Source organism: Micromonospora sp. WMMD737 (genome assembly GCF_049179055.1).
Classification (GTDB): domain Bacteria; phylum Actinomycetota; class Actinomycetes; order Mycobacteriales; family Micromonosporaceae; genus Micromonospora; species Micromonospora reichwaldensis.
On record NZ_JBMHMH010000001.1, the window covers coordinates 7445001 to 7467941 of the forward strand.

Genomic DNA, 22941 nt, shown 5'->3' on the forward strand with positions numbered 1-22941 from the left:
TCAAGCACACCGCCGAAGCTGTGGCATTCACATTTTAACCACGCAACGCCTTGATGTGTTGTGCAGGTGTGTGGATGGGTAGGGGAGCGTCGTGCCGGGGGTGAAGCAGCGGGGTGACCCAGTTGTGGACGCGGCACGAGTGAGAATGCAGGCATGAGTAGCGAAAGAAGGGTGAGAAACCCTTCCGCCGGATGACCAAGGGTTCCAGGGCCAGGCTAATCCGCCCTGGGTGAGTCGGGACCTAAGGCGAGGCCGAGAGGCGTAGTCGATGGACAACGGGTTGATATTCCCGTACCCGCGAAAGAGCGCCCGTGATGAACCTCGTTGTGCTAACCACCCGAACCTGGGGAGGTCTTCGGACCGAACTGGGGGAGCGTGGGAACCTGGCGGGTAGTAGTCAAGCGATGGGGTGACGCAGGAAGGTAGCTGAGCCCGGCCGGTGGTTGTGCCGGGGTAAGCGTGTAGGCCGGTGTGTAGGCAAATCCGCACACCATGAGGGCTGAGACGTGATGCCGAGCCGATTCAGGTGAAGTCAGTGATCCTATGCTGCCGAGAAAAGCCTCTAGCGAGTTCTTAGCGGCCCGTACCCCAAACCGACACAGGTGGTCAGGTAGAGAATACCGAGGCGATCGGGCGAACTGTGGTTAAGGAACTCGGCAAATTGCCCCCGTAACTTAGGGAGAAGGGGGGCCGGAGACGTGAAGCCCCGCGCGGGTGGAGCGTTGTATGGCCGCAGAGAGCAGGGGGAAGCGACTGTTTACTAAAAACACAGGTCCATGCGAAGAAGTAATTCGATGTATATGGACTGACGCCTGCCCGGTGCTGGAACGTTAAGGGGACCTGTTAGCTCTTCGGGGCGAAGCGGAGAACTTAAGCGCCAGTAAACGGCGGTGGTAACTATAACCATCCTAAGGTAGCGAAATTCCTTGTCGGGTAAGTTCCGACCTGCACGAATGGCGTAACGACTTCCCCACTGTCTCAACCACAGGCCCGGCGAAATTGCATTACGAGTAAAGATGCTCGTTACGCGCGGCAGGACGGAAAGACCCCGGGACCTTTACTATAGCTTGACATTGGTATCCGAATTAGCTTGTGTAGGATAGGTGGGAGCCGGTGAAACCTGTACGCCAGTATGGGTGGAGGCAATCTTGAAATACCACTCTGGTTGATTTGGGTATCTAACTTCGGACCGTTATCCGGTTCAGGGACAGTGTCTGGTGGGTAGTTTAACTGGGGCGGTTGCCTCCTAAAGGGTAACGGAGGCGCCCAAAGGTTCCCTCAGCCTGGTTGGCAATCAGGTGTTGAGTGCAAGTACACAAGGGAGCTTGACTGTGAGACTGACAGGTCGAGCAGGGACGAAAGTCGGGACTAGTGATCCGGCACTTGCGAGTGGAAGCGGTGTCGCTCAACGGATAAAAGGTACCCCGGGGATAACAGGCTGATCTTCCCCAAGAGTCCATATCGACGGGATGGTTTGGCACCTCGATGTCGGCTCGTCGCATCCTGGGGCTGTAGCAGGTCCCAAGGGTTGGGCTGTTCGCCCATTAAAGCGGTACGCGAGCTGGGTTTAGAACGTCGTGAGACAGTTCGGTCCCTATCCGCCGTGCGCGTAGGATACTTGAGAAGGGCTGTCCCTAGTACGAGAGGACCGGGACGGACGAACCTCTGGTGTGCCAGTTGTCCCGCCAGGGGCACGGCTGGTTAGCTACGTTCGGAAGGGATAACCGCTGAAAGCATCTAAGCGGGAAGCTCGCTTCAAGATGAGGTATCCCACCCACTTTGTGGGGTAAGGCCCCCAGCTAGACGACTGGGTTGATAGGCCGGAAATGTAAGCCCGGTAACGGGTTCAGTTGACCGGTACTAATAGGCCGAGGACTTGACTACCAAGCTGCTACGCGTCCACTGTGCAACTCACAGCAAACGAACAACAGACCACGAGTGGTGTGGTGTTGTTTGATATGTTGATAGAGTTACGGCGGTCATGGCGGAGGGGAAACGCCCGGTTACATTCCGAACCCGGAAGCTAAGCCCTCCAGCGCCGATGGTACTGCACTCGGGAGGGTGTGGGAGAGTAGGACACCGCCGGACAACTTTTCCAGTCGAGGGCCGCCCCATCCGGGTCGGCCCTCGACTGCGTAGCGTCGTAGGTGACGCAATGAGGAAGGATGTACCTGTGAGTTCAGGATCGCAGGGCGGAGATCGTCCCCGTCGCTACGAAGACCGTTCGGGTGGACGCGAGGGAGCGCCGCGCCGCGACGACCGGCCCCCGTACCGCGAGGACCGGGGCGGCCAGCGCGGCGGATACGCCGGCGGCGACCGCCGTGACGGCGACTCCCGTGGTGGCGACCGCCGAGAGGGCGGCTTCCGGTCCGGTCCGCGTGACAGTGATTCCCGCGGTGGTGGCGCCCCTCGTCGGGACGCCGGCGACCGCCAGGGCGGCTTCCGCAGCGACCGTGAGGGTTTCCGGGGCGGCGACCGCCGCGAGGGTGGCTTCCGTCGGGACGGTGACGAGCGATCCGGCGGCTACCGTGGCGGCGACCGTCGTGAGGGTGGCGATCGTCCGGGTGGTTTCCGTGGCGGTGACCGCGAGGGTGGTTTCCGTGGTGGGGACCGTCGTGAGGGTGGTTTCCGTTCGGGTCCGCCGCGTGAGGGCGGTTTCCGCGGTGGCGACCGTCGTGAGGGTGGCGACCGTCCGGGCGGTGGTTTCCGTGGTGGCGATCGCGAGGGCGGTTTCCGTGGTGGGGACCGTCGTGAGGGTGGTTTCCGTTCGGGCCCGCCGCGTGAGGCCGGTTTCCGTCGTGAGGGCGGTGACCGTCCGGGTGGTTTCCGTGGCGGTGACCGCGAGGGTGGTTTCCGTGGTGGCGACCGTCGTGAGGGCGGCGACCGTCCGGGTGGCTTCCGCGGTGGCGATCGTGAGGGTGGTTTCCGTGGTGGCGACCGTCGTGAGGGTGGCGACCGTCCGGGTGGCTTCCGCGGTGGCGATCGCGAGGGTGGTTTCCGTGGCGGTGACCGCCGTGAGGGTGGTTTCCGTTCGGGCCCGCCGCGTGAGGGCGGCTTTCGTCGTGAGGGTGGCGACCGTCCGGGTGGTTTCCGTGGCGGTGATCGCGAGGGCGGTTTCCGTGGCGGCGACCGCCGTGAGGGTGGCTTCCGTCGTGAGGGTGGCGACCGTCCGGGTGGCTTCCGTGGCGGTGATCGCGAGGGCGGTTTCCGTGGCGGCGACCGCCGTGAGGGTGGCTTCCGTCGTGAGGGTGGCGACCGTCCGGGTGGCTTCCGCGGTGGTGACCGCGAGGGCGGTTTCCGTGGCGGCGACCGCCGTGAGGGCGGCTTCCGTCGTGAGGGCGGCGACCGTCCGGGTGGCTTCCGCGGTGGTGACCGCGAGGGCGGTTTCCGTGGCGGTGACCGCGAGGGCGGCTTCCGTGGCGGCGACCGTCGTGAGGGTGGCGACCGTCCAGGCGGCTACCGGGGCGGTGACCGCGAAGGTGGGTTCCGTCGCGAGGGCGGCGATCGTCCGGGTGGCTTCCGTGGCGGTGATCGCGAGGGCGGTTTCCGTGGCGGCGACCGCCGTGAGGGTGGCTTTCGTCGCGAGGGTGGCGACCGTCCGGGTGGTTTCCGGGGCGGTGACCGTGAAGGTGGGTTCCGTCGCGAGGGCGGCGATCGTCCGGGTGGTTTCCGGGGCGGTGACCGCGAGGGCGGTTTCCGTGGCGGCGACCGTCGCGAGGGTGGCGACCGTTCAGGCGGCTACCGGGGCGGTGACCGCGAAGGTGGCTACCGGGGCGGTGACCGCCAGGGGGACCGTCGTGAGGGTGGCTTCCGGGGCGGAGAGCGTCGCGACGAGCGGCGGGAGCGTCCCGAGGCGGAGGGGGAGCGTACGGCGGCCCCCGCGCTGCCCGACGAGATCGTCGCGACCGACCTCGACAAGGACGTCCGGGCCGAGCTGCTCTCGCTGGCGAAGCCGGTCGCCGAGACGGTCGCCCGGCACCTCGTGGCGACGGGCCAGCTGATCGACGAGGACCCGGCCGAGGCGCTGGCACACGCGCTGGCAGCCCGTCGGCTGGCGTCCCGGATCGCGGCCGTCCGCGAGGCGGTCGGCCTGGCCGCGTACCACGCGGGGGAGTGGCAGACCGCGATCGCGGAGCTGCGTACGTACCACCGGATGAGCGGGTTGCAGAGCCACCTGGCCGTGCTCGCGGACTGCGAGCGGGCGCTGGGCCGGCCCGAGCGGGCGATCGACCTGTTCCGTGGCGCGGACCGGGAGAAGCTGGACCAGGCCGTGGCGACCGAGCTGCTGATCGTGGCGGCCGGGGCGCGCGGCGACCTGGGCCAGAAGGACGCCGCCGTGGCCATGCTCCAGGTCCCCGAGCTGACGAGCGAGACGGCCGAGCCGTGGACGGCCCGGCTGCGGTACGCGTACGCCGACGCGCTGCTCGCGGTCGGTCGTCGTGACGAGGCCCGCGAGTGGTTCTCCCGGGCTGCCGACGTCGACACCGAGGGCGAGACCGACGCCGCCGAGCGGCTGCTGGAGCTCGACGGTGTGGTGATCGAGGGCGACGAGGAGGACGAGGAGTCCGCCGAGGCGATCGCCTCCGGCCCCGGCGCCCCGGGTGCGGTACCGGCCCGGCCGGACGCCGACCTCGCCGACGACACGGAGCCGACCGACGCCGACGAGGACGACGAGCAGGACGAGGACGAAGGCGAAGACGACGAGCAGGACGAGGCCGCAGTCGCGGCGGTGCCGTCGGACGACCTGACCGACGACGACCTGGCCGACGACGAGGCGGACAGGGTCGCGGCCGGTACGCGCGGCGACGACAGCCGGGCCGCCACCGGCGGTGGCGAACCAAACGCCTCCGGCGAGTCGGACACCGCGCAGCGATGACGACGGGTGCCGGGGAACGGCTGGTCGACGGGTACGCCCTGGTCGTCTTCGACCTGGACGGCGTGATCTACCTGATCGACCAGCCGGTCCCCGGCGCGGTCGAGGCAGTCGGCCGGCTGCACGCCGAGGGGCGCTCGGTGGCGTACGCGACAAACAACGCCTCGCGCCGCTCCAGCGAGGTGGCCGACCTGCTCACCGGGATGGGCGTGCCCGCCCGGCCCGAGGAGGTGCTCACCTCGGCGGCGGCCGCCGCGGAGCTGCTTCGCGACCAGCTTCCCGCCGGTGCCGCGGTGCTGGTCGTCGGCACCGAGGCTCTGCGGGCCGAGCTGCGCGCGGTCGGGCTGACCCCGGTGTCCCGGGCCGACGAGTCGCCGGTCGCGGTGGTGCAGGGGTTCGGCCCGCAGGTCTGCTGGGCGGACCTGGCCGAGGCGTCGGTGGCCGTACGCGGCGGCGCGACCTGGGTCGCCACCAACACGGACCCGGCCCTGCCCAGCGACCGCGGACCACTGCCGGGCAACGGTGCCCTGGTCGCCGTGCTGCGCACCGCGCTGCGCCGGGATCCCGACGTGGTCGTCGGCAAGCCCGAGCCGGCCCTGTTCACCACGGCGGCCCGACGTGCCGGCGAGGGCCGGACGCTGCTGGTCGGCGACCGGCTGGACACCGACATCGAGGGCGCCCGGCGGGCTGGCCTGGACAGCCTGCTGGTGCTCACCGGCGTGAGCGACGCGGCCGAGCTGCTCGCCGCCCCGCCGCCCCGCAGGCCGACGTACGTCTCGATGGACCTGGCGGGGCTCTTCGACCCGGCGGCCGTGGTGCGGGTCCCGGGCCCGGCGGACGCCGGCGGATGGTCGGTGGAGGCGCGGGACGAGGCGCTGGAGCTGACCGGGTCGGGCCGCGTGCTGGACGCCCTGGCGGCGCTCTGCGCGACCGCCTGGTCGACGCGGCCGGCGCGGATCCGTCCCGGCTCGGCCGAGGCGGAGAAGGCACTGGCCGAACTCGGCCTGTCCGCCTGACGACCGCCGACGCCAGACTCCATCCCGCTGACGGCCGCCGACGCCAGACTCCATCCCGCTGACGGCCGCCGACGCCAGACTCCATCCCGCTGACGGCCGCCGACGCCGAACTCATCCGGCTGACGTCCGCCGACGAACTCCTCCCGCTGACGGCCGCCCGCGTTCCCGGGTCGAGCCCCGCGCGGGTTGACTCAGAGCAGCTTGCGCAGCTTCATCAGGTCGAGCGGGTTGGCCTTGATCGACACCCGCCGGGACGTGACCGCGCGGGTGATGTCGAGTTCGCCGCGGACCAGTGCGAGCAGGTCGTCGCTGCCGGTGCTCAGCGCGATCTTGGCCTTCGGGTCGTCGCCGTCGGCTAGGTCGACCAGGCGCCCGCCGGAGAGCCGGCCGTGGAAGGCGGTTTCCAGGTCGGTGATCCGGCAGGCCAGCGTCCGGTCGAAGTCGACCTTCTCCCGCACCGTCTCCGCGTTGCGGTCCAGCCGGGCCGCCAGATCCCGCAACGCCTGCCGGCATTCGTCCACGCTGGCCACCATCGCCCCCCTCACCGCTCGCCACGCCGTCCCCGGCACCGTACCGCACAGGGCGTCGCGGGGTGCCCGGTAGCGTGGCACCTGCACACCCCCGCCCCGCGGAAGGAAACAGGCATGCAGGACGCGTGGCGCGCCTACCTCGAGCTGGCCATGGGCCTGACGGAGGCGCCCCGGAAGAAGGCCCAGGACGCGGTTCGCCGGGTCGTCGGCTCGGGCGGGGCGACCGCCGCCCAGCTGCAGACCCTCGCCGAGGAGCTGGTGTCCACGGGCGCGGCCAACCGGGAGTCGCTGACCAAGCTGGTGCGGTTCGAAGTGGACCGGGCCCTCGGCGCGGTGGGGCTCGCCACCGCCGACGAGGTCGCCGAGCTGACCCGCCGGGTGCACGAGCTCGAGCGCCAGCTCCGGGACGCCAAGGCGACCCTCGGCGCCCCGCCGGTGCCAGCCGGTCCGGGGGCGCCGGTGCCCGCCGGCACCGAGGCGTCGGCGCACCCGGTGCCCGCCGGCACCGGGCCGTCGCCCGCCCCGGGCGCGGCCGAGCCGGCCGTACCGACCTCGGCGGCCTCCGCCCCGGTGGCGAGGCCGGCCGTCGCGAAGAAGGCGCTGGCGAAGAAGGCCGTGGCGAAGAAGGCGGTGGCCAAGCGGACGCCGTCGGCCCTCGCCCCGACCGAGGGCACCACGGAGCCGGTCCGGCCGGCGAAGAAGGCACCGGCCCGCAAGCGGCCGCCGGAGGACGAGGCGTGATGTACCCGCCCCTGACGGGGAGCGGGTCGTGAGCGGCCCCTTCCGGCCCGGCCCGCCGCCCGCCGCCCGCCCCGGCCCGCCGGGTGCCGGCCACGGCTCCGCGACCGGCGCGTTCCGCCCCGGTCCGCCGCCCGCCGCCCGACCGGGCCCGCGCCCCGCTCCGCCGGAGTCCGCCGAGGATCCCGGCGACGACCGGCATCCCGCCGTGGACGCCGCCGTACGGGCCATGGCCAACGCCGCGACGCTCGCCCCGGCCGACCAGATCGCGCAGTACGAGGCGGCGTACGAGACGCTGCGGGAGACCCTCGCCACCATCGACCAGACCTGACCGACCGGAGAAGAACCACGCATGGCACGTCGTAACCGGCTGGACGCCGAACTCGTCCGCCGCGGGCTGGCCCGGTCCCGGGAGCAGGCCGCCGCGCTGGTGGAGGCCGGCCGGGTCCAGCTGCGCGGGGTGCCGGCCCGCAAGCCCGCCGCGATGGTCGACCCCGCCGATCCGCTCCTGGTCACCGGCGAGGACCCCGGCTCGGAGTACGTCTCCCGGGGCGGGCACAAGCTGGCCGGCGCGCTGGCCGCCTTCGCCCCGGGCGGGCTGACCGTGGCCGGCAGACGGTGCCTGGACGCGGGAGCCTCCACCGGCGGCTTCACCGACGTGCTGCTGCGCGCCGACGCGGCGGAGGTGGTCGCGGTCGACGTCGGCTACGGGCAGCTCGCCTGGCCGCTGCGCAACGATTCCCGGGTGCGGGTCCTCGAGCGCACCAACGTCCGTACGCTGACGCCCGAGGTCATCGACGGCCCGGTCGACCTCACGGTCGCCGACCTGTCGTTCATCTCCCTGCGGCTGGTGCTGCCGGCGCTGGCCGGCTGCACCCGGCCCGATGGCGACCTGGCGCTGATGGTGAAGCCGCAGTTCGAGGTCGGCAAGGAGCGGGTGGGCGCCGGCGGGGTGGTCCGGGACCCGTCGCTGCGCGCGGAGGCCGTGCTCGACGTGGCCGCCGCGGCGGCCCGGCTCGACCTCGGCCTGGCCGACGTGGCCGCGAGTCCGCTGCCCGGGCCGAGCGGCAATGTCGAGTTCTTCGTATGGTTACGCCGGGACGCACCCCCGGCGGACCCGGAGCGGGTGCGCGCGGTGGTGACCGCCGGGCCGGGTGGCCCGGTGCCGTCCGGCGACCAGCCGGACGCGGCGACGGAGGAGGTGGCCGGGTGAGTGGACTGGCGAGCCCCGCGGTCGCGGGCGTGCCGCGCGGATGCCGCGCGGTCGCGACGGGACGGCCGTCCCGGTGAGCCGCACGGCGCTGCTGGTGACGCACACCGGTCGCCGGCGCAGCACCGAGCACGCCCGCGCCGTCGCCGCCGACCTGATCTCGGCCGGCTTCGAGGTGCGGGTCGTGGCCGAGGAGGCCGACGACCTCGACCTGCCCGGAGTGGTCCCGGTGACCGGCCTCGAGGCGGCCGAGGGCGCGGAGATCGTCTTCGCGCTCGGCGGGGACGGCACCTTCCTGCGCGCGGCGGAGCTGGCCCGCCCGGAGAAGGTGCCGCTGATCGGCATCAACCTCGGCAAGGTCGGCTTCCTCGCCGAGGCCGAGATCGACGACCTGGACAGCGCGGTACGCGACGTGGTCGAGCGCAACTACACCGTCGACGAGCGGCTCACCCTCGACGTGACCGCCGAGTTCGACGGGGGCCCGACCATCGAGTCCTGGGCGCTCAACGAGATCAGCGTCGAGAAGGGCGAGCGCGCCCAGATGCTGGAGCTGATGGTCGACGTGGACGGCCGCCCGCTGTCGCGGTACGGCTGCGACGGCGTGGTCTGCGCGACCCCCACCGGCTCGACGGCGTACGCGTTCTCCGGCGGCGGGCCGGTGGTCTGGCCGGAGGTGGAGGCCCTGCTGCTGGTGCCGATCAGCGCGCACGCGCTGTTCAGCCGGCCGCTGGTCACCGCGCCCACCTCCACGTTCGTCATCACCGTCGACCCGTTCACCACCCTCGCCGTGATGTCCTGCGACGGCCGACGGGTCTACGACCTGCCGCCCGGGGCGCGGGTCACCGTGCGGCGCGGCGCGCTGCCGGTGCGCGTCGTGCGGCTGCGGGACCGCCCGTTCACCGACCGGCTGGTGGCGAAGTTCGACCTGCCCGTGCACGGCTGGCGCGGCAACCGCCGCTGACCCGGGTCCTGCCGGCGCCGGCGGGCCGCCCCGGCGGGGTGTCGGCGGACGGACGCACCGGCGTGCGCACGCCGGCTGGTCAAGTGTCGGGGGCCGCGTCTACTGTCGGTTGCTGTGCTGGAAGAGCTGCGCATCACCGGACTGGGCGTCATCGAGGACACCACGCTGCCGCTGACCGGCGGCATGAACGTCATCACCGGCGAGACCGGAGCGGGCAAGACCATGGTGGTCACCGGCCTCGGCCTGCTCTTCGGCGGGCGGGCCGACGCCGGGCGGGTGCGCGCCCAGCCGGGCCGGGCGGTGGTCGAGGGCCGGCTGCGGCTCGCGGGCCGCGTCGCCGCCACCGTGCACGCGCGGATCACCGACGCGGGCGGCGAGCCCGACGAGGACGGCTCGGTGCTGCTGAGCCGCACCGTCACCGTGGAGGGCCGCTCCCGGGCGCACCTGGGCGGGCGGAGCATGCCGGTGTCGATGCTCGGCGAGGTGGGCGAGCAGGCGGTGGCCGTGCACGGCCAGTCCGACCAGCTGCGGCTGCTGCGGCCGGCCGAGCAGCGGGCCGCGCTGGACCGCTTCGCCGGCCCGGAGCACGAGAAGCTGCTCGACGCGCTGCGCGAGGCCTACGCCCGCTGGCGCGCGGTGGTCGACGACCTGTCCGACCGGCGGCGCAACGCCCGCGAGCGCAACCAGGAGGCGGACCTGCTGCGGCTCGGCCTCGACGAGATCACCCGGGTGGACCCGCAGCCCGGCGAGGACGACGAGCTGAAGGCGGAGGCGCAGCGGCTGGAGCACGCCGAAGGGCTGCGCACCGCGGCGCAGGTGGCCCACCAGTGCGTGGCCGGCGGCGTGGAGGCGACCGACGAGACGCCGGACGCGGCGGCGTTGCTCGGCACCGCCCGCCGCACCCTGGAGGCGCAGGCCGGCACGGACCCGGCGCTGGGCGAGCTGGCGGGGCGGCTGGAGGAGGCGGCGACCCTCGTCACGGACGTCTCCGCCGAGCTGTCGGCCTACCTCGCCGCGCTGGACGCCGACCCGGCCCGGTTGCAGACCGTCTACGAGCGGCGTGCCGCGCTGCGCGCGCTGACCCGCAAGTACGCCGACGACGTCGACGGGGTGATCGCCTGGGCCGAGCACGCCCGCACCCGGCTGGCCGACCTGGACACCTCCGACGACCTGCTGGAGGAGTTGGACCGGGAGGCCTCCCGGCTGGCCGGCGAGGTGGCCGACCTGGCCGGCCGGGTGTCGACGTCGCGGCAGGAGGCGGCGACCCGCTTCGCCGAGCAGGTCACCGTCGAGCTGGCCGGGCTGGCCATGCCACACGCCCGGATCGAGGTGGCGGTGCTGCCCCGCGCGGCCGGCCGCGCCGAGCCGACCCTGCCGGTCAACGGCACCGAGGTCGGCGTCGGCCCGGACGGCGGCGACGAGGTCGAGCTGCGCCTGCTGGCCCACCCGGGCGCGCCCTCGCTGCCGTTGCAGCGCGGCGCCTCCGGCGGTGAGCTGTCCCGGGTGATGCTCGCCATCGAGGTGGTCTTCGCCGGCTCGGGCGGGCCGCCCACGCTGGTCTTCGACGAGGTCGACGCCGGGGTCGGCGGCCAGGCCGCGGTCGAGATCGGCCGGCGGCTGGCCCGGCTGGCCCGCAGCCACCAGGTGCTGGTCGTCACCCACCTGCCGCAGGTGGCCGCGTTCGCGGACCGGCACCTGGTGGTGGCGAAGGACACGGGTGGGGCGGTCACCACCAGCGGGGTCCGGGTGGTGGAGGACACCGAGCGCGCCCGGGAGCTGGCCCGGATGCTCGCGGGTTTGCCCGACTCCGACCTGGGTATCGCGCACGCCGAGGAGCTTCTCGCCGTGGCGGCCCGGGAAAGGCGCCCGTGAGGTCGGCGATTGTGAGCACAGGCACACCGGCCTGCGCGTTGGTGTGCTTCCCTGGGTAGGCGACCCTGCTCAGGCATGTCGCGACAGAATTGCCTGCCTCACATGCCAGGATGGTCACGATGCGTCTACCCACGTTGCGCCGGACCCGGAACGCGGAACCGGGCAGGATCCTCGGCACCGCGCGCCTCGACCGCCGGACAAAACGCCTGGTCGGCAGGCTCCGCCCCGGTGACATCGCGGTCATCGACCACGTCGATCTCGACCGTGTCGCCGCCGACTCGCTCGTCGCCGTCGGTGTCGGCGCCGTGCTCAACGCGAAGCCGTCGGTGTCCGGCCGCTACCCCAACCTGGGGCCCGAGGTGCTGGTCGCCGCCGGCATCCCGCTCCTGGACGACCTGGGGGAGGGGGTCTTCGAGCGGATCCGCGAGGGCGACACCGTCCGGATCGAGGGCAACACCGTCTTCCTCGGCGACGAGCCGGTGGCGCACGGCAGCCTCCAGGACGCCGAGTCGGTGGCCAAGTCGATGGCCGACGCCCGGGAGGGGCTCTCGGTCCAGTTGGAGGCGTTCGCCGCCAACACGATGGACTACCTGCGCCAGGAGCGCGACCTGCTCCTCGACGGGGTCGGCGTGCCGGAGATCCAGACCGAGATGCAGGGGCGGCACTGCCTGATCGTGGTGCGCGGCTACGACTACAAGGCCGACCTGGACGTGCTGCGTCCCTACATCCGCGAGTTCAAGCCCGTGCTGATCGGCGTCGACGGCGGCGCCGACGCGCTGGTGGAGGCCGGCTACACACCGGACATGATCATCGGCGACATGGACTCGGTCACCGACGACGTGCTGCGCTGCGGCGCCGAGGTGATCGTGCACGCCTACCCCGACGGCAGGGCCCCCGGCCTGGCCCGGGTCAACGGCCTCGGCGTGCCGGCGGTGACCTTCCCGGCGGCGGCCACCAGCGAGGACCTGGCCATGCTGCTGGCCGACGAGAAGGGCGCCTCGCTGCTGGTCGCCGTGGGCACCCACGCCACGCTCGTCGAGTTCCTCGACAAGGGCCGGGGCGGGATGGCCTCCACGTTCCTGACCCGGCTCAAGGTCGGCGGCAAGCTGGTCGACGCCAAGGGCGTGAGCCGGCTCTACCGGCAGAGCATCTCCGGGTCGTCGCTGCTGCTGCTGGTGCTCTCCGCGATCGCGGCGATGGCGTCGGCCGTGGCGGTCTCCACCGTCGGCAAGGCGTACTTGGGCGTGGTCTCCGAGTGGTGGAACAATTTCGTGTTCCAGCTCGAACAGCTTTTCTAGCGTCCCCCCGACCAAGAGGCGACAGGTGTGATCAACTTCCGGTACCACGTGGTGTCCCTGACCGCGGTATTCCTCGCGTTGGCGATCGGTCTCGTGGTCGGCACCGCCGCCCTCAACGGCCCGGTGGCCGACTCGCTCAAGGAGAACGTCAACGCGCTGCGCAAGGACAACCAGCAGATGCGCCAGGCGGTCCAGAGCATGGAGAAGGAGCTCGAGCTCGAGGAGGACTTCGCCGCCCAGATCGCGGAGGTCGTCCTGCCGGGCACGCTGACCGGCAAGCGGGTGCTGGTCGTCAGCCTGCCCACCGGACGCGACCACACCGAAGGCGTGGTCAAGATGCTCCAGCTCGCCGGCGCCCAGGTGACCGGTCGCATCGACCTGCAGGACAAGTTCATCAACCCGGACAACAACAACAACCTGCTGGAGCTGGCGGTCACCGCCGCGCGCCCCACGAGCGCCCCGACCGCCGGGCTGCCCGGCAACGGGCACGGGGTGGAGACGTCGACCGCCCTGCTGGCCAGCGTGCTGCTCGACCGGGCGCCCGGCGCGACCCCGGTCAGCGAGGCCGACCGGCGGGCGGTGCTGGCCGCGTACACCAACGCCAACTACCTCACCACCCAGGAGCGGGTCAGCGCCTCCGCGGAGGCCGTCGTCGTGGTCAGCGGGCAGCCGTACGTGGACAAGGACTCGGCGAAGAAGGACGAGGCGGTGCTCAAGGTCGCCGAGCAGTTCGACCAGGCGGGCACCATCGTCGTCGGCGGCAACGGCTCGGCCGGGGGCAACCTGGTGGCCGCCGTCCGGAGCGACCCGGTGCTGGTGCAGACCATCTCCACCGTCGACAACGCCAACACCAACCAGGGCCAGCTGGTCACCGCCCTCGCGCTGGTGCAACAGGTCACCGAGAAGAAGGCCGGACAGTACGGTGTCGGCGACAACGCGTCGTCCCTGCTGCCTAGACTGCCCCAGTGAGCGAACGACGTACCCCGCTGTCCGGATCCCGCCCCGCCGACGTACGGCGGGAGGGACACGCGTGAGCCTGCTCGGTCGACTGCTGATCGCCGGCGCGGGCGTCGCCGCCGCCCGCTACGCCCTGCGCGAGGTGCGCACCTCACCGGCGGGGCCCGCGCTGGAGCGGACCAACTTCCGCGGCCGCACGGTGAGCCTGGCCGCCGGCCCCGCCCTCGCCGCAGGTGCCGCCGCGACGGGCGCGTTCGGCGCCTCCAGCGGCCCGTCGGGAGCAGCGGCCCTGGTCGCCGGGGTGGGCGCCGGGGCGGTCGGGCTCTACGACGACGTGGTCGGCACCCGGCCGGAGCAGAAGGCGGCCAAGGGGTTCGCCGGGCACCTGGCCGCGCTGCGCGAGGGCCGGGTCACCGCCGGGCTGGTCAAGGTCGTCGGGGTGGGGGCCGCAGGCCTCGGCGCCGCCGCGCTGCTCGCCGCCGACCCCCGGGTCGCCGGGCACCGGCGTCGCCAGCGGCAGGGCGCGCTGGGCCGGGGCGTCGACGTGCTGCTCGGCGCCGGCGTCATCGCCGGCACCGCGAACCTGCTCAACCTGCTGGACCTGCGCCCCGGCCGGGCGCTGAAGTCCGGCCTCCTGCTCGGCGCCCCGCTGGCCGGCGGCCCGCACGGCGGGATCGCCGCCGGTGCCGTCGGCGCCGCCGCCGGGCTGCTCCCCGCCGACCTCGGCGAGGACGTGATGCTCGGCGACAGCGGCGCGAACGCGCTCGGCGCGCTGCTCGGCGTGGCGCTGGCCGCGCGTACCGGGCCCGTCGGGCGGGCCGGGCTGCTCGCCGTGCTCGCCGGCCTCACCGCGGCCAGCGAGAAGGTCAGCTTCACCCAGGTCATCCAGCGCACCCCCGGGCTGCGCGAGCTCGACGCACTGGGCCGGCGCGCCGACTGACGTGACGACCCCGGCACCCCTCGCCGGCGCCGGCCGTGTCGCCGGAGCGGCCGCGCTCATCGCCGTACTCACCGTCCTCAGCCGGCTCGCCGGCTTCGGCCGTACCGCCGTCTTCACCTGGGTCGTGCAGAAGAGCGATCTCGGCGGCATGTACGTCATCGCCAACACCGCGCCGAACATCATCTTCGAGATCGTGGCCGGTGGCGCGTTGGCGAGCCTGGTCGTACCGCTGCTGGCCGGGCCGGTCGCGGACGGTGACCGGCGCGCGGTGTCCGCCACCACCGGGGCCCTGCTCACCTGGACGGTCACCCTGCTGGTGCCGCTGGCCGTCCTGGTCGCGGTGGCGGCCGGCCCGATCGTGTCGCTGCTCAGCGAGGGGCGCTCCGAGGCCGAGCTGGCGGCCGGGGCGCGGATGCTGCGGGTCTTCGCCCCGCAGCTGCCGCTCTACGGCGTCGGCATCGTGCTCACCGGGGTGCTCCAGGCGCACCGCCGCTTCGCCTGGCCGGTGATCGCGCCGCTGCTGTCCAGCCTCACCGTGATCGTCGTGTACCTCGCCTTCGCCGGGACCGAGGGACGAAGCGTCGGCGTGGCGCAGGTGAGCGGTGGAGGCGAGCTGCTCCTGTCGGCCGGCACCACGCTCGGCGTCGTGGTGCTGTCGCTGTCCCTGCTGATCCCGCTGCGCCGGTTGCGCCTGCGGCCACGCCCCGGGTACGCGTTCCCGCCCGACGCCCGGGCGCGGGTGGGCGGGCTGGCGATGGCGGGGGCGGTCACCGTCACCGCGCAGCAGCTCGCGCTACTGGTGTTGCTCAACCGGGTCTCCGGCGGCCCGACCGGTTCGCCGCAGGTGTTCAACCTGGCCCAGACCATGTACCTGCTGCCCTGGGCGGTGCTGGCGGTCCCCCTCGCGGTGGCGGCGTACCCGACGCTGGCGACCGCCGCCGCGGCGGGGCGGAACGAGGAGTACCGGCGCACGCTCTCCTCGACCGTGCGTGGGGTGCTGCTGTTCAGCTGCCTCGGCGCGGCGGCACTGGTCGGCACGGCCGCGCCGGTCGCCGCGTTCTTCTACCCGGGCGACCCGGCCTCCACCGCCGCGGCCATCGTCGGCTTCGCCCCCGGGCTGCTCGGCTACGGCCTCTTCGCGGTGCTCTCCCGCGCCCTCTACGCACGGGGCGACACCCGCCCCGCGACCTTCGCGATCACCGCTGGCTGGTTGGCCGTGCCGGTGGTGGCGGTGCCGCTGGCGGTCCTCCTGCCGGTGACGGACCGGGTGCTCGCGGTCGCCCTGGCCAACTCGGCCGGGATGGTGCTGCTCGGCGGGCTGCTGCTCGTCGCGGTGTGGCGCTCGGCCGGGCGCCCCGCGCTCGCCGGAGCGGGCCGGGCCGGCGCCGCCGGACTGCTCGCCGGCGCCCTTGCCGCGCTCGCCGGAACGGCCCTCGCCCGCTGGCTCGACGCGGCCGCCGGCGGCACCCCGACGACACCGGGCGCACTCGTGCAGGGCATGCTGTCCGGAGCCCTGGTCGGCGTCGTGTTCCTCGCCGTCGTCTGGCTGGTCGACCGGCGGGACGTGTCGCCGATGCTCGCCGGGGTGCTCCGGCGGCTGGGCAGGGCGGGCCGGCGTGGGCCGGCGGCCCCCGCCGATGGGACGGGCGAGGGCGACATCCCCCCGGAACGGGGTGGCGGGAAGGAGACGGTGTCCCGGTGAGCGGGTGCAGGACGGGTGACCGGCCGACGACTACCGACGAACGGGGGTGGGCGCGGTGACGCAGCCGGCACCGTCTCCCGGCTGGCGCGGCACGGTGGCCCTGCTGCTCGCCTCCAGCACCGGCGGCGTCGGGCAGCACGTCCGGTCGCTGGCCGAGGGGCTGACCGCCGCGGGCGCCTCCGTGCTGGTCTGCGGCCCCGCCGCGACGCAGGAGCAGTTCGACTTCACGGGCGTCGGCGCCCGGTTCCTGCCGGTGGAGATCCCGGCCAGCCCGACCCCGGCCGACGCCCGCGCGGTCACCGCGCTGCGCCGGGCCCTCGCCGCCGAACCGGTCGACGTGCTGCACGCCCACGGCCTGCGCGCCGGGCTCGTCGCCGTACTCGCCCGGCCCGCCGCCCCGCTCGTGGTCACCTGGCACAACGCGGTGCTCGCCGGCGGCCTGCGCGGAGGCGTGTCGCGCCTCGTCGAGCGGGTCGTCGCCCGGGGCGCCCGGGTGGCGCTCGGCGCCTCCACCGACCTGGTCGAGCGGGCCGCCGCGCTGGGCGCGGCGGACGCCCGGCTCGCCCCGGTCGCCGCGCCGGCACTGCCCGCGCCGCGCCGCCGCCGGGCCGCCGTCCGCGCCGAGTTCGGCGTCGGCCAGGACCGGCCGCTGATCCTCTCCGTGGGCCGGCTGCACCCGCAGAAGCGGTACGACGTGCTGATCGACGCCGCCGCCCGGTGGCGTACCCGGACACCGGCGCCGGTCGTGGTGATCGCCGGCAGTGGCCCCGCCTACCTGCCGCTGGCCGCCCGGATCTCCGCCGCCCGGGCCCCGGTGACCCTGCTCGGGCACCGCACCGACGTGGCCGACCTGCTGGCCGGGGCCGACCTGGCGCTGGTGACCAGCGACTGGGAGGCCCGTCAGCTCTTCGCGCAGGAGGCGATGCGGGCCGGCGTACCACTGGTGGCGACGGCGGTCGGCGGCCTGCCCGAGCTGGTCGGCGATGCCGCGGTGCTGGTGCCGCCGGCGGACGTGGACGCCGTCGACGCGGCCGTGCGCGCCCTGCTCGACGACGAGGCCGGGCGGGCCGAGCTGGGGCGGCGCGGCGCCGCCCGGGCCGCCTCCTGGCCCACCGAGGCGGACACCCTGGCCCAGCTGGCGGCGCTCTACGCCGAGCTGGCCCCGCACGGCGCCGGACCGGCCGCTCCCGGCGCCGACGCCCCGTCGACGGGACGCCGGTGATGCGGCGCAGAATCGCCCCGATCCTGCTGACCCTGGTCGTGGTGGCGCTGGGCATCACCGCGCTGACCGCCCGCCCCGAACGGGCGGCGTCGCCCGGGCGCACCGCCGACTTCGTGGTGCTGGTCGGGGTCGCCGGGCTGCGCTGGGAGGACGTCGACCCGCAGACCACGCCGACGTTGTGGCGGATGGCCCAGGACGGCTCGATCGGCTCCCTGTCGGTCCGTTCCGCGCACCGCCCGACCTGCCCGGTGGACGGCTGGCTGACCCTCGGCGCCGGCAGCTACGCCGCCTGGAACGGCAGCCGGCAGGCCGGGGGCTGTCCACCGGCCCAGGTGACGGTCGAGCAGCCCGACGGCATCGGCGCGAACCTGCCCGACCAGGAGAGCGTCGTCCTGCACAACCAGGAGCGGCTGCCCTGGGGCACGGTGCCCGGCGCGCTGGCGGAGTCGGTGCGCTGCTCGGTCGCGGTCGGACCCGGCGCGGCCGTGGCCGCCGCCCGACCGTTCGGCCGCGTCGACCGGTACGCGCCGGCGCTCCCGGCGGACCCGGCGGGCCTGCTCGGCTCCTGCGTGCTGAGCATCGTCGACCTCGGCACGGTCACCGGCGAGGACCCGGCGGCCCGGGCCGCGGTCGCGAGGGAGGCGGACGCCCGCCTGGCCCGGGTGCTGGCCGCCCGGCCGCCCCGCTCGCTGGTGCTCGTCGCCGGGGTCTCCGACACCGACGCCCCGTCCCGGCTGCACGTCGCCGTCGCCGACGGGCCGGGCTGGGAAGGCGGGTGGCTCACCTCGGCCAGCACCGGCCGCGAGGGCTACCTGCAACTGGTCGACCTCGCGCCGACCGCGCTCACCGCGCTGGGCCGGCCGATCCCCGACCGGCTCTTCCTCGGCCGACCCGCCGAGTCGGTCGGCGGGCGGCCGGCGGACCTCGCCGCCGCGATCGCCGCGCCGGCGGACGCCGACCGGGAGGCGGCCGCCCAGCGCCGGGTGGCCGACTGGTTCTTCACCCTGCTGGCCGGCGCCCAGGTGCTGCTGGCCGTGGCGGTGCTGCCGCTGCTGCGCCGGGCCCGCCGGCACGCCGGCCCGTACGGCCCGGAGCCGGTCTCGCGGCGGGTGGTGGCGGTCGTGGAGCTGCTGCTGGTCGCGGCGGCCCTCGCCGTCCCGGCCGCGCTGCTGGCCGACGCCGTGCCCTGGTGGCGCGGGGAGCACGCGGGGGTCTACTTCGCCGGGGTGACCGTGCTGCTGCTGGTCGCCGCGACCGCCGTGGTGCGGCTCGCGCCCGGGCACGCGAGCACGCTCGGTCCGCTCGGTGCGGTGGCCGGCCTGACCACGCTGGCCGTGGGGCTGGACGTGCTCACCGGCGCCCGGCTCCAGCTCAACGGGGTGGTCGGCTACTCCGCCCTGGAGGGCGGCCGGTACGCCGGGCTGGGCACCGTCGGGCTCGGGGTGTTCCTGGCCGGCTCCCTGCTGAGCGCGGGGTGGCTGGCCCAGCGGGTCCGCCGGTCCTGGCGGCCACCCGTGATGGTGGCCGTCGGCGGCGCCGCCGTGCTGGTCGTCGGCAGCCCGTACCTGGGGGCCGACCCGATCGGCGCGATCGCGCTGACCGCCGGGCTGAGCGTCGCCGCGGCGATCAGCGCCGGCGGCTGGCTGACGATCAGCAGGCTGGCCTGGGCCACCATGGCCGGGCTCGCACTGACGATCGGCTTCGCGGTGCTCGACCTGCGCCGGCCCGCCGCCGAGCGGGGCAGCCTCGGCCGGTTCCTGGCCGCCGTCGGTGACGGCACCGGCGGGCTCACCGTGCACCGCTCCAGCACGGCCAACTTCGATACCCTGGTCAACAGTCCGCTGACGGTGCTGGCCCTGGCCGGCGCCCTGCTGGTCTGGTTCGCCCTGCTCCAGCCGTGGGGCGGGCTGATGCGGCTGTTCGGCATCTACCCGGCGATGCGGGCGGCGATGGCCGGCACCGCCGTCGCCGCGGTGATCGGCGGGGTGCTGGGCGGCGACGCCCTGGACGTGGCCGGCGCGGCCGCCGCCCTGGTGGTGCCGATGGCGGCGCTGGCCGCGCTGCGGGTGCTCGACCACTCGACCGACCGTACGCTGCCCGACGCGGGCCGCCCGAGCGACGAGGGGCCCGGCGGTACGGGCGACGGCTCGGGCGGGGACAGCGGCGGGGGACCGGACGACGCCGGCCCGGACCGGCCGGCACCGACCGGCGCGGGGCCGGGCGCCGCCCGTACCCCGGATCCGGGTGCGGGACCGGCCACGGCGGCGCCCCCGGCTCCGCGCGCCCCGGGCCCGGCGACCGGGGCGGCCGGGCCGACGGCCGCAACCGGCGCGGGGCAGCGCGCGCCGGCCGGCCTGGCATCGACCGAGGTCACCGCCGGCTGAGGCGTGGGCGGGACGTCCCGCAGCCCGCTCCGGGTGCGCCCGGCGGGTGGGCCGGGAGAGGTGTTACCGTGGAATCCCGTGGATCGCGTGATCACTTGGCTGATCGGCACGGCGGTCTGCACGACCGCGACGGACGACACGGGAGCAGGCCTTGGCCCCTTCAGCACGGACGACCAGGCACATTTTCGTCACCGGGGGAGTCGCCTCCTCGCTGGGTAAGGGCCTCACCGCCTCCAGCCTCGGCAACCTGCTCACCGCGCGCGGCCTGCGCGTGGTCATGCAGAAGCTCGACCCCTACCTCAACGTCGACCCGGGGACGATGAACCCGTTCCAGCACGGCGAGGTCTTCGTCACCGAGGACGGCGCCGAGACCGACCTCGACGTCGGGCACTACGAGCGGTTCCTGGACCGGGCGCTCTCCGGCAAGGCGAACGTCACCACCGGCCAGATCTACTCGGAGGTGATCGCCAAGGAGCGGCGCGGCGAGTACCTGGGCGACACCGTCCAGGTCATCCCGCACATCACCAACGAGATCAAGTCGCGGATCCTGGCGATGGCCGACCCGGACGACGACGGCCAGGTGCCGGACGTGGTGATCACCGAGGTCGGCGGCACCGTCGGCGACATCGAGTCGCTGCCGTTCCTGGAGTCGATCCGCCAGGTCCGCCACGACCTGGGCCGCGACAACTGCTTCTACCTGCACGTCTCGCTGGTGCCGTACCTGGCGCCGTCGGGCGAGCTGAAGACGAAGCCGACCCAGCACTCGGTGGCCCAGCTGCGCAGCATCGGCATCCAGCCCGACGCGCTGGTGCTGCGCTGCGACCGGGAGATCCCCGACAAGGTCAAGCAGAAGCTGTCGCTCTACTGCGACGTCGACCGCGAGGCCGTCACCGCCGCCCCGGACGCGCCGAGCATCTACGACATCCCGAAGGTGCTGCACCGCGAGGGCCTCGACGCGTACGTGGTGCGCCGGCTCGGCCTCTCCTTCCGCGACGTCGACTGGGCCAGCTGGGACGACCTGCTGGACCGGGTGCACCAGCCCCGGCACACCGTCACCGTCGCCGTGGTCGGCAAGTACGTCGACCTGCCCGACGCGTACCTGTCGGTCAGCGAGGCGATCCGGGCCGCCGGCTTCGGCCACCGGTCCCGGGTGCAGCTGCGCTGGGTGCCCAGCGACGACTGCGTCACCCCGTCCGGCGCGGCGGCTGCCCTGGCCGGCGTCGACGGCATCGTCATCCCCGGCGGCTTCGGGGTGCGCGGCATCGAGGGCAAGATCGGCACCGCCCGGTACGCCCGGGAGAACGGCATTCCGCTGCTCGGCCTCTGCCTCGGCCTGCAGTGCATGACCATCGACGTGGCCCGGCACCTGGCCGGCCTGGAGGGCGCCAACTCGCTGGAGTTCGACGAGGAGGCCGCGCACCCGGTCATCGCCACCATGGCCGACCAGGAGGACATCGTGGCCGGCAGGGGCGACCTGGGCGGCACCATGCGGCTGGGCGCGTACCCGGCGGCGCTCGCCGAGGGCTCGCTGGTCGCCGAGGCGTACGGCAGCACCGAGGTCAGCGAGCGGCACCGGCACCGGTACGAGGTGAACAACGCCTACCGCGACGCGCTGACCAGGGCGGGCCTGCACATCTCCGGCACCTCGCCCGACGGGCGACTGGTCGAGTTCATCGAGCTGGACCGGGACCTGCACCCGTTCTTCGTGGCCACCCAGGCGCACCCGGAGCTGAAGAGCCGGCCGACCCGGCCGCACCCGCTGTTCGCCTCCTTCGTGAAGGCGGCGGTGGCCTACTCGGAGGCCGACCAGCTCCCCGTCGACCTGGAGGCCGCCGAGAGCGCGGCGGCGCAGCACGCCGCCCGTAACGGCGGCGCCGCCGCGAAGGCGACGTCGGCCTCGTGAGCGAGCGAACCATCGGGCATCGCTGCGCGGCGTCTCGCGCCGCTGGCACGCGAAGCGGGGCGGCGGCGTGAGCGAGCGGGGCACCGGGCCCGACAGCGGCGTGAGCGCCGTCGAGCACCGCTACGAGGTGCGCTCGCGCACCGAGCGCTACCGGGGCCGGATCTTCGACGTGGTCAGCGAGGAGGTGACCATGCCGGGCGGTGGGACGGGGGTCCGCGACTTCGTCCGGCACGTCGGCGCGGTCGCCGTGGTGGCGCTCGACTCCGCCGGCCAGGTGGTGCTGATCCGCCAGTACCGGCACCCGGTGGGGCGGCACCTGTGGGAGCTGCCGGCCGGGCTGACCGACGTCTCCGGCGAGGACCTGGCCGCCGCCGCGGTCCGGGAGCTGGCCGAGGAGGTCGACCTCACCGCCGGGCGGATCGACGTCCTGGTGGACCTGCACAGCTCGCCGGGCTTCACCAACGAGCTGGTCCGGGTCTTCCTGGCCCGGGACCTGGCCGACGTGCCGGCGGAGCAGCGGCACGAGCGTCGCGAGGAGGAGGCCGACCTCCAGGTCGTCCGCATCGACCTGGACGAGGCGGTCCGCATGGTCCTCGCGGGCGAGATCACCAACGCCTCCTGCGTGACCGGGCTGCTCGCCGCCGCCCGGGCCCGCGACACCGGCTGGTCGGCGCTGCGCCGGGCCGACGCGCCCCTGCCGGGCTGAGCCGGGAAGAACGTGAAGGGGCCGTGCGGTACGTCCGCACGGCCCCTTTCGTCGTTCCGGGTGGTCAGTCGCGCAGCGGCCGGCCCTGCCCGTCGACGCCACCGTTGATCAGGATCAGGACGCCGTCGACGAGGCCCCAGATGCCGCCGATGCCGCACGTCACGAGGGACACGATGAGCTGGATGACGCCGGTCTTGGTGTCGCCCATGTAGAAGCGGCCGACGCCGAAGGTGCCGAGCACGATCTGCAGGACGCCCGCGACGACCTTGCTCTTGTCGGAGACACCCGACGGGTACCCGGGCTGGTTGGGGTAGCCGGGCTGGTAAGGAGGTGTGGTCATGAGGCGACACCCTAGTGATCCACTGCTCTCCTGTCCGCAGCGGTACCCGAAGAGTGGGACGATAATGGATGAACACTGTCCTGACGGCTGAGGTGCGGGTCCCACCGCCGGCCCGGTTCACGCCTGACACATCGTCAGCGGGTGCGGGCACCGGATGTCACTGTGCTGCCTCATCGGGGGCGGCGACGCGCCTAGACTGCCGCCGGCGGGACCGGTGGACCGCGGCGGCAAAGGGGCCGTCGTGGCACCGCGCAGTCGGGGGAGCGCAGCCCCGAAGAGAGGTGTCTGC

At 73.9% G+C, this 22941-nt stretch carries 18 protein-coding genes and 2 rRNA genes (1 of these 20 cut by a window edge); 18 read left to right on the top strand and 2 right to left on the bottom strand.

The genetic code is table 11. The features are described 5' to 3' along the window. The 5 genes from ACN27A_RS33005 to ACN27A_RS33025 form a co-directional block, all read left to right on the top strand. A 23S ribosomal RNA gene (locus tag ACN27A_RS33005) occupies positions 1–1884 on the top strand (it extends 1224 nt beyond the left edge of the window). A gap of 87 nt (positions 1885–1971) precedes the next feature. Continuing rightward, positions 1972–2088, top strand: a 5S ribosomal RNA gene (gene rrf, locus ACN27A_RS33010). Between the two features lie 140 nt (positions 2089–2228). Beyond that, entirely contained in the window at positions 2229–4001 is a 1773-nt protein-coding gene (locus tag ACN27A_RS33015; protein ID WP_421458760.1) for a hypothetical protein, read from the top strand. Further along, entirely contained in the window at positions 3935–4876 is a 942-nt protein-coding gene (locus ACN27A_RS33020; RefSeq protein ID WP_421458735.1) for a tetratricopeptide repeat protein, read from the top strand. The genes ACN27A_RS33015 and ACN27A_RS33020 overlap by 67 nt, the downstream gene beginning before the upstream one ends. Then, complete coding sequence (locus ACN27A_RS33025; protein ID WP_421458315.1) at positions 4873–5889, top strand: HAD-IIA family hydrolase; 1017 nt, start codon at positions 4873–4875, stop codon at positions 5887–5889. Before ACN27A_RS33020 ends, ACN27A_RS33025 begins: the two co-directional genes overlap by 4 nt. A gap of 191 nt (positions 5890–6080) precedes the next feature. Here the strand turns inward: ACN27A_RS33025 and ACN27A_RS33030 are convergent, their stop codons facing one another. Next, complete coding sequence (locus ACN27A_RS33030) at positions 6081–6419, bottom strand: SCP2 sterol-binding domain-containing protein (protein ID WP_132234479.1); 339 nt, start codon at positions 6417–6419, stop codon at positions 6081–6083. A 114-nt stretch (positions 6420–6533) separates the two neighbouring features. Between ACN27A_RS33030 and ACN27A_RS33035 the strand changes: the two genes are divergently transcribed. The 13 genes from ACN27A_RS33035 to ACN27A_RS33095 all read left to right on the top strand — a co-directional run bounded on the left by ACN27A_RS33035 (position 6534) and on the right by ACN27A_RS33095 (position 22312). Continuing rightward, positions 6534–7160 (top strand): hypothetical protein, encoded by a 627-nt coding sequence (locus tag ACN27A_RS33035; RefSeq protein ID WP_421458316.1) that lies wholly within the window; start codon positions 6534–6536, stop codon positions 7158–7160. A 28-nt stretch (positions 7161–7188) separates the two neighbouring features. Beyond that, positions 7189–7488, top strand: coding sequence for a hypothetical protein (locus ACN27A_RS33040; protein ID WP_421458317.1), 300 nt, complete (start codon positions 7189–7191; stop codon positions 7486–7488). Positions 7489–7509: 21 nt separating this feature from the next. Then, positions 7510–8370, top strand: coding sequence for a TlyA family RNA methyltransferase (locus ACN27A_RS33045; protein ID WP_421458318.1), 861 nt, complete (start codon positions 7510–7512; stop codon positions 8368–8370). A gap of 40 nt (positions 8371–8410) precedes the next feature. Next, on the top strand, positions 8411–9328 hold the full coding sequence (locus ACN27A_RS33050) for an NAD kinase (RefSeq protein WP_132234434.1): 918 nt from the start codon (positions 8411–8413) through the stop codon (positions 9326–9328). Positions 9329–9442: 114 nt separating this feature from the next. Next, the gene (gene recN, locus ACN27A_RS33055) at positions 9443–11200 is read left to right on the top strand and encodes a DNA repair protein RecN (protein ID WP_421458319.1); all 1758 of its coding nucleotides are present in this window, start codon (positions 9443–9445) and stop codon (positions 11198–11200) included. A 119-nt stretch (positions 11201–11319) separates the two neighbouring features. After that, the gene (steA, locus tag ACN27A_RS33060) at positions 11320–12498 is read left to right on the top strand and encodes a putative cytokinetic ring protein SteA (RefSeq protein WP_132234430.1); all 1179 of its coding nucleotides are present in this window, start codon (positions 11320–11322) and stop codon (positions 12496–12498) included. 27 nt (positions 12499–12525) lie between these two features. Beyond that, complete coding sequence (locus ACN27A_RS33065) at positions 12526–13467, top strand: copper transporter (RefSeq protein ID WP_421458320.1); 942 nt, start codon at positions 12526–12528, stop codon at positions 13465–13467. 61 nt (positions 13468–13528) lie between these two features. Next, a complete protein-coding gene (locus ACN27A_RS33070) occupies positions 13529–14395 on the top strand; it encodes a hypothetical protein (RefSeq protein WP_421458321.1) in 867 nt (288 codons plus the stop codon). A 1-nt stretch (position 14396) separates the two neighbouring features. Then, positions 14397–16097 (top strand): murein biosynthesis integral membrane protein MurJ, encoded by a 1701-nt coding sequence (murJ, locus tag ACN27A_RS33075; RefSeq protein ID WP_421458322.1) that lies wholly within the window; start codon positions 14397–14399, stop codon positions 16095–16097. Positions 16098–16152: 55 nt separating this feature from the next. After that, positions 16153–17319, top strand: a complete 1167-nt coding sequence (locus ACN27A_RS33080; protein WP_421458323.1) for a glycosyltransferase family 4 protein — start codon at positions 16153–16155, stop codon at positions 17317–17319. Next, positions 17319–19703, top strand: a complete 2385-nt coding sequence (locus ACN27A_RS33085) for a hypothetical protein (RefSeq protein WP_421458324.1) — start codon at positions 17319–17321, stop codon at positions 19701–19703. The genes ACN27A_RS33080 and ACN27A_RS33085 overlap by 1 nt, the downstream gene beginning before the upstream one ends. Before the next feature lie 151 nt (positions 19704–19854). Beyond that, positions 19855–21606, top strand: coding sequence for a CTP synthase (locus tag ACN27A_RS33090; protein WP_421458325.1), 1752 nt, complete (start codon positions 19855–19857; stop codon positions 21604–21606). 100 nt (positions 21607–21706) lie between these two features. Further along, complete coding sequence (locus ACN27A_RS33095) at positions 21707–22312, top strand: NUDIX hydrolase (RefSeq protein ID WP_311413955.1); 606 nt, start codon at positions 21707–21709, stop codon at positions 22310–22312. Between the two features lie 64 nt (positions 22313–22376). On the opposite strand, the gene ACN27A_RS33100 is transcribed toward ACN27A_RS33095, so the two are convergent. Further along, positions 22377–22718 (bottom strand): TM2 domain-containing protein, encoded by a 342-nt coding sequence (locus tag ACN27A_RS33100; RefSeq protein WP_357580379.1) that lies wholly within the window; start codon positions 22716–22718, stop codon positions 22377–22379. Positions 22719–22941 lie beyond the last annotated feature (223 nt).

What these genes read in the sequence shown, in the direction of transcription:
- ACN27A_RS33025 (WP_421458315.1), top strand. Translation starts at nt 4,873, where the DNA reads ATGACGACGGGTGCCGGGGAACGGCTGGTCGACGGGTACGCCCTGGTC.
- ACN27A_RS33035 (WP_421458316.1), top strand. Translation starts at nt 6,534, where the DNA reads ATGCAGGACGCGTGGCGCGCCTACCTCGAGCTGGCCATGGGCCTGACG.
- ACN27A_RS33045 (WP_421458318.1), top strand. Translation starts at nt 7,510, where the DNA reads ATGGCACGTCGTAACCGGCTGGACGCCGAACTCGTCCGCCGCGGGCTG.
- ACN27A_RS33050 (WP_132234434.1), top strand. Translation starts at nt 8,411, where the DNA reads ATGCCGCGCGGTCGCGACGGGACGGCCGTCCCGGTGAGCCGCACGGCG.
- steA (WP_132234430.1), top strand. Translation starts at nt 11,320, where the DNA reads ATGCGTCTACCCACGTTGCGCCGGACCCGGAACGCGGAACCGGGCAGG.
- ACN27A_RS33085 (WP_421458324.1), top strand. Translation starts at nt 17,319, where the DNA reads ATGCGGCGCAGAATCGCCCCGATCCTGCTGACCCTGGTCGTGGTGGCG.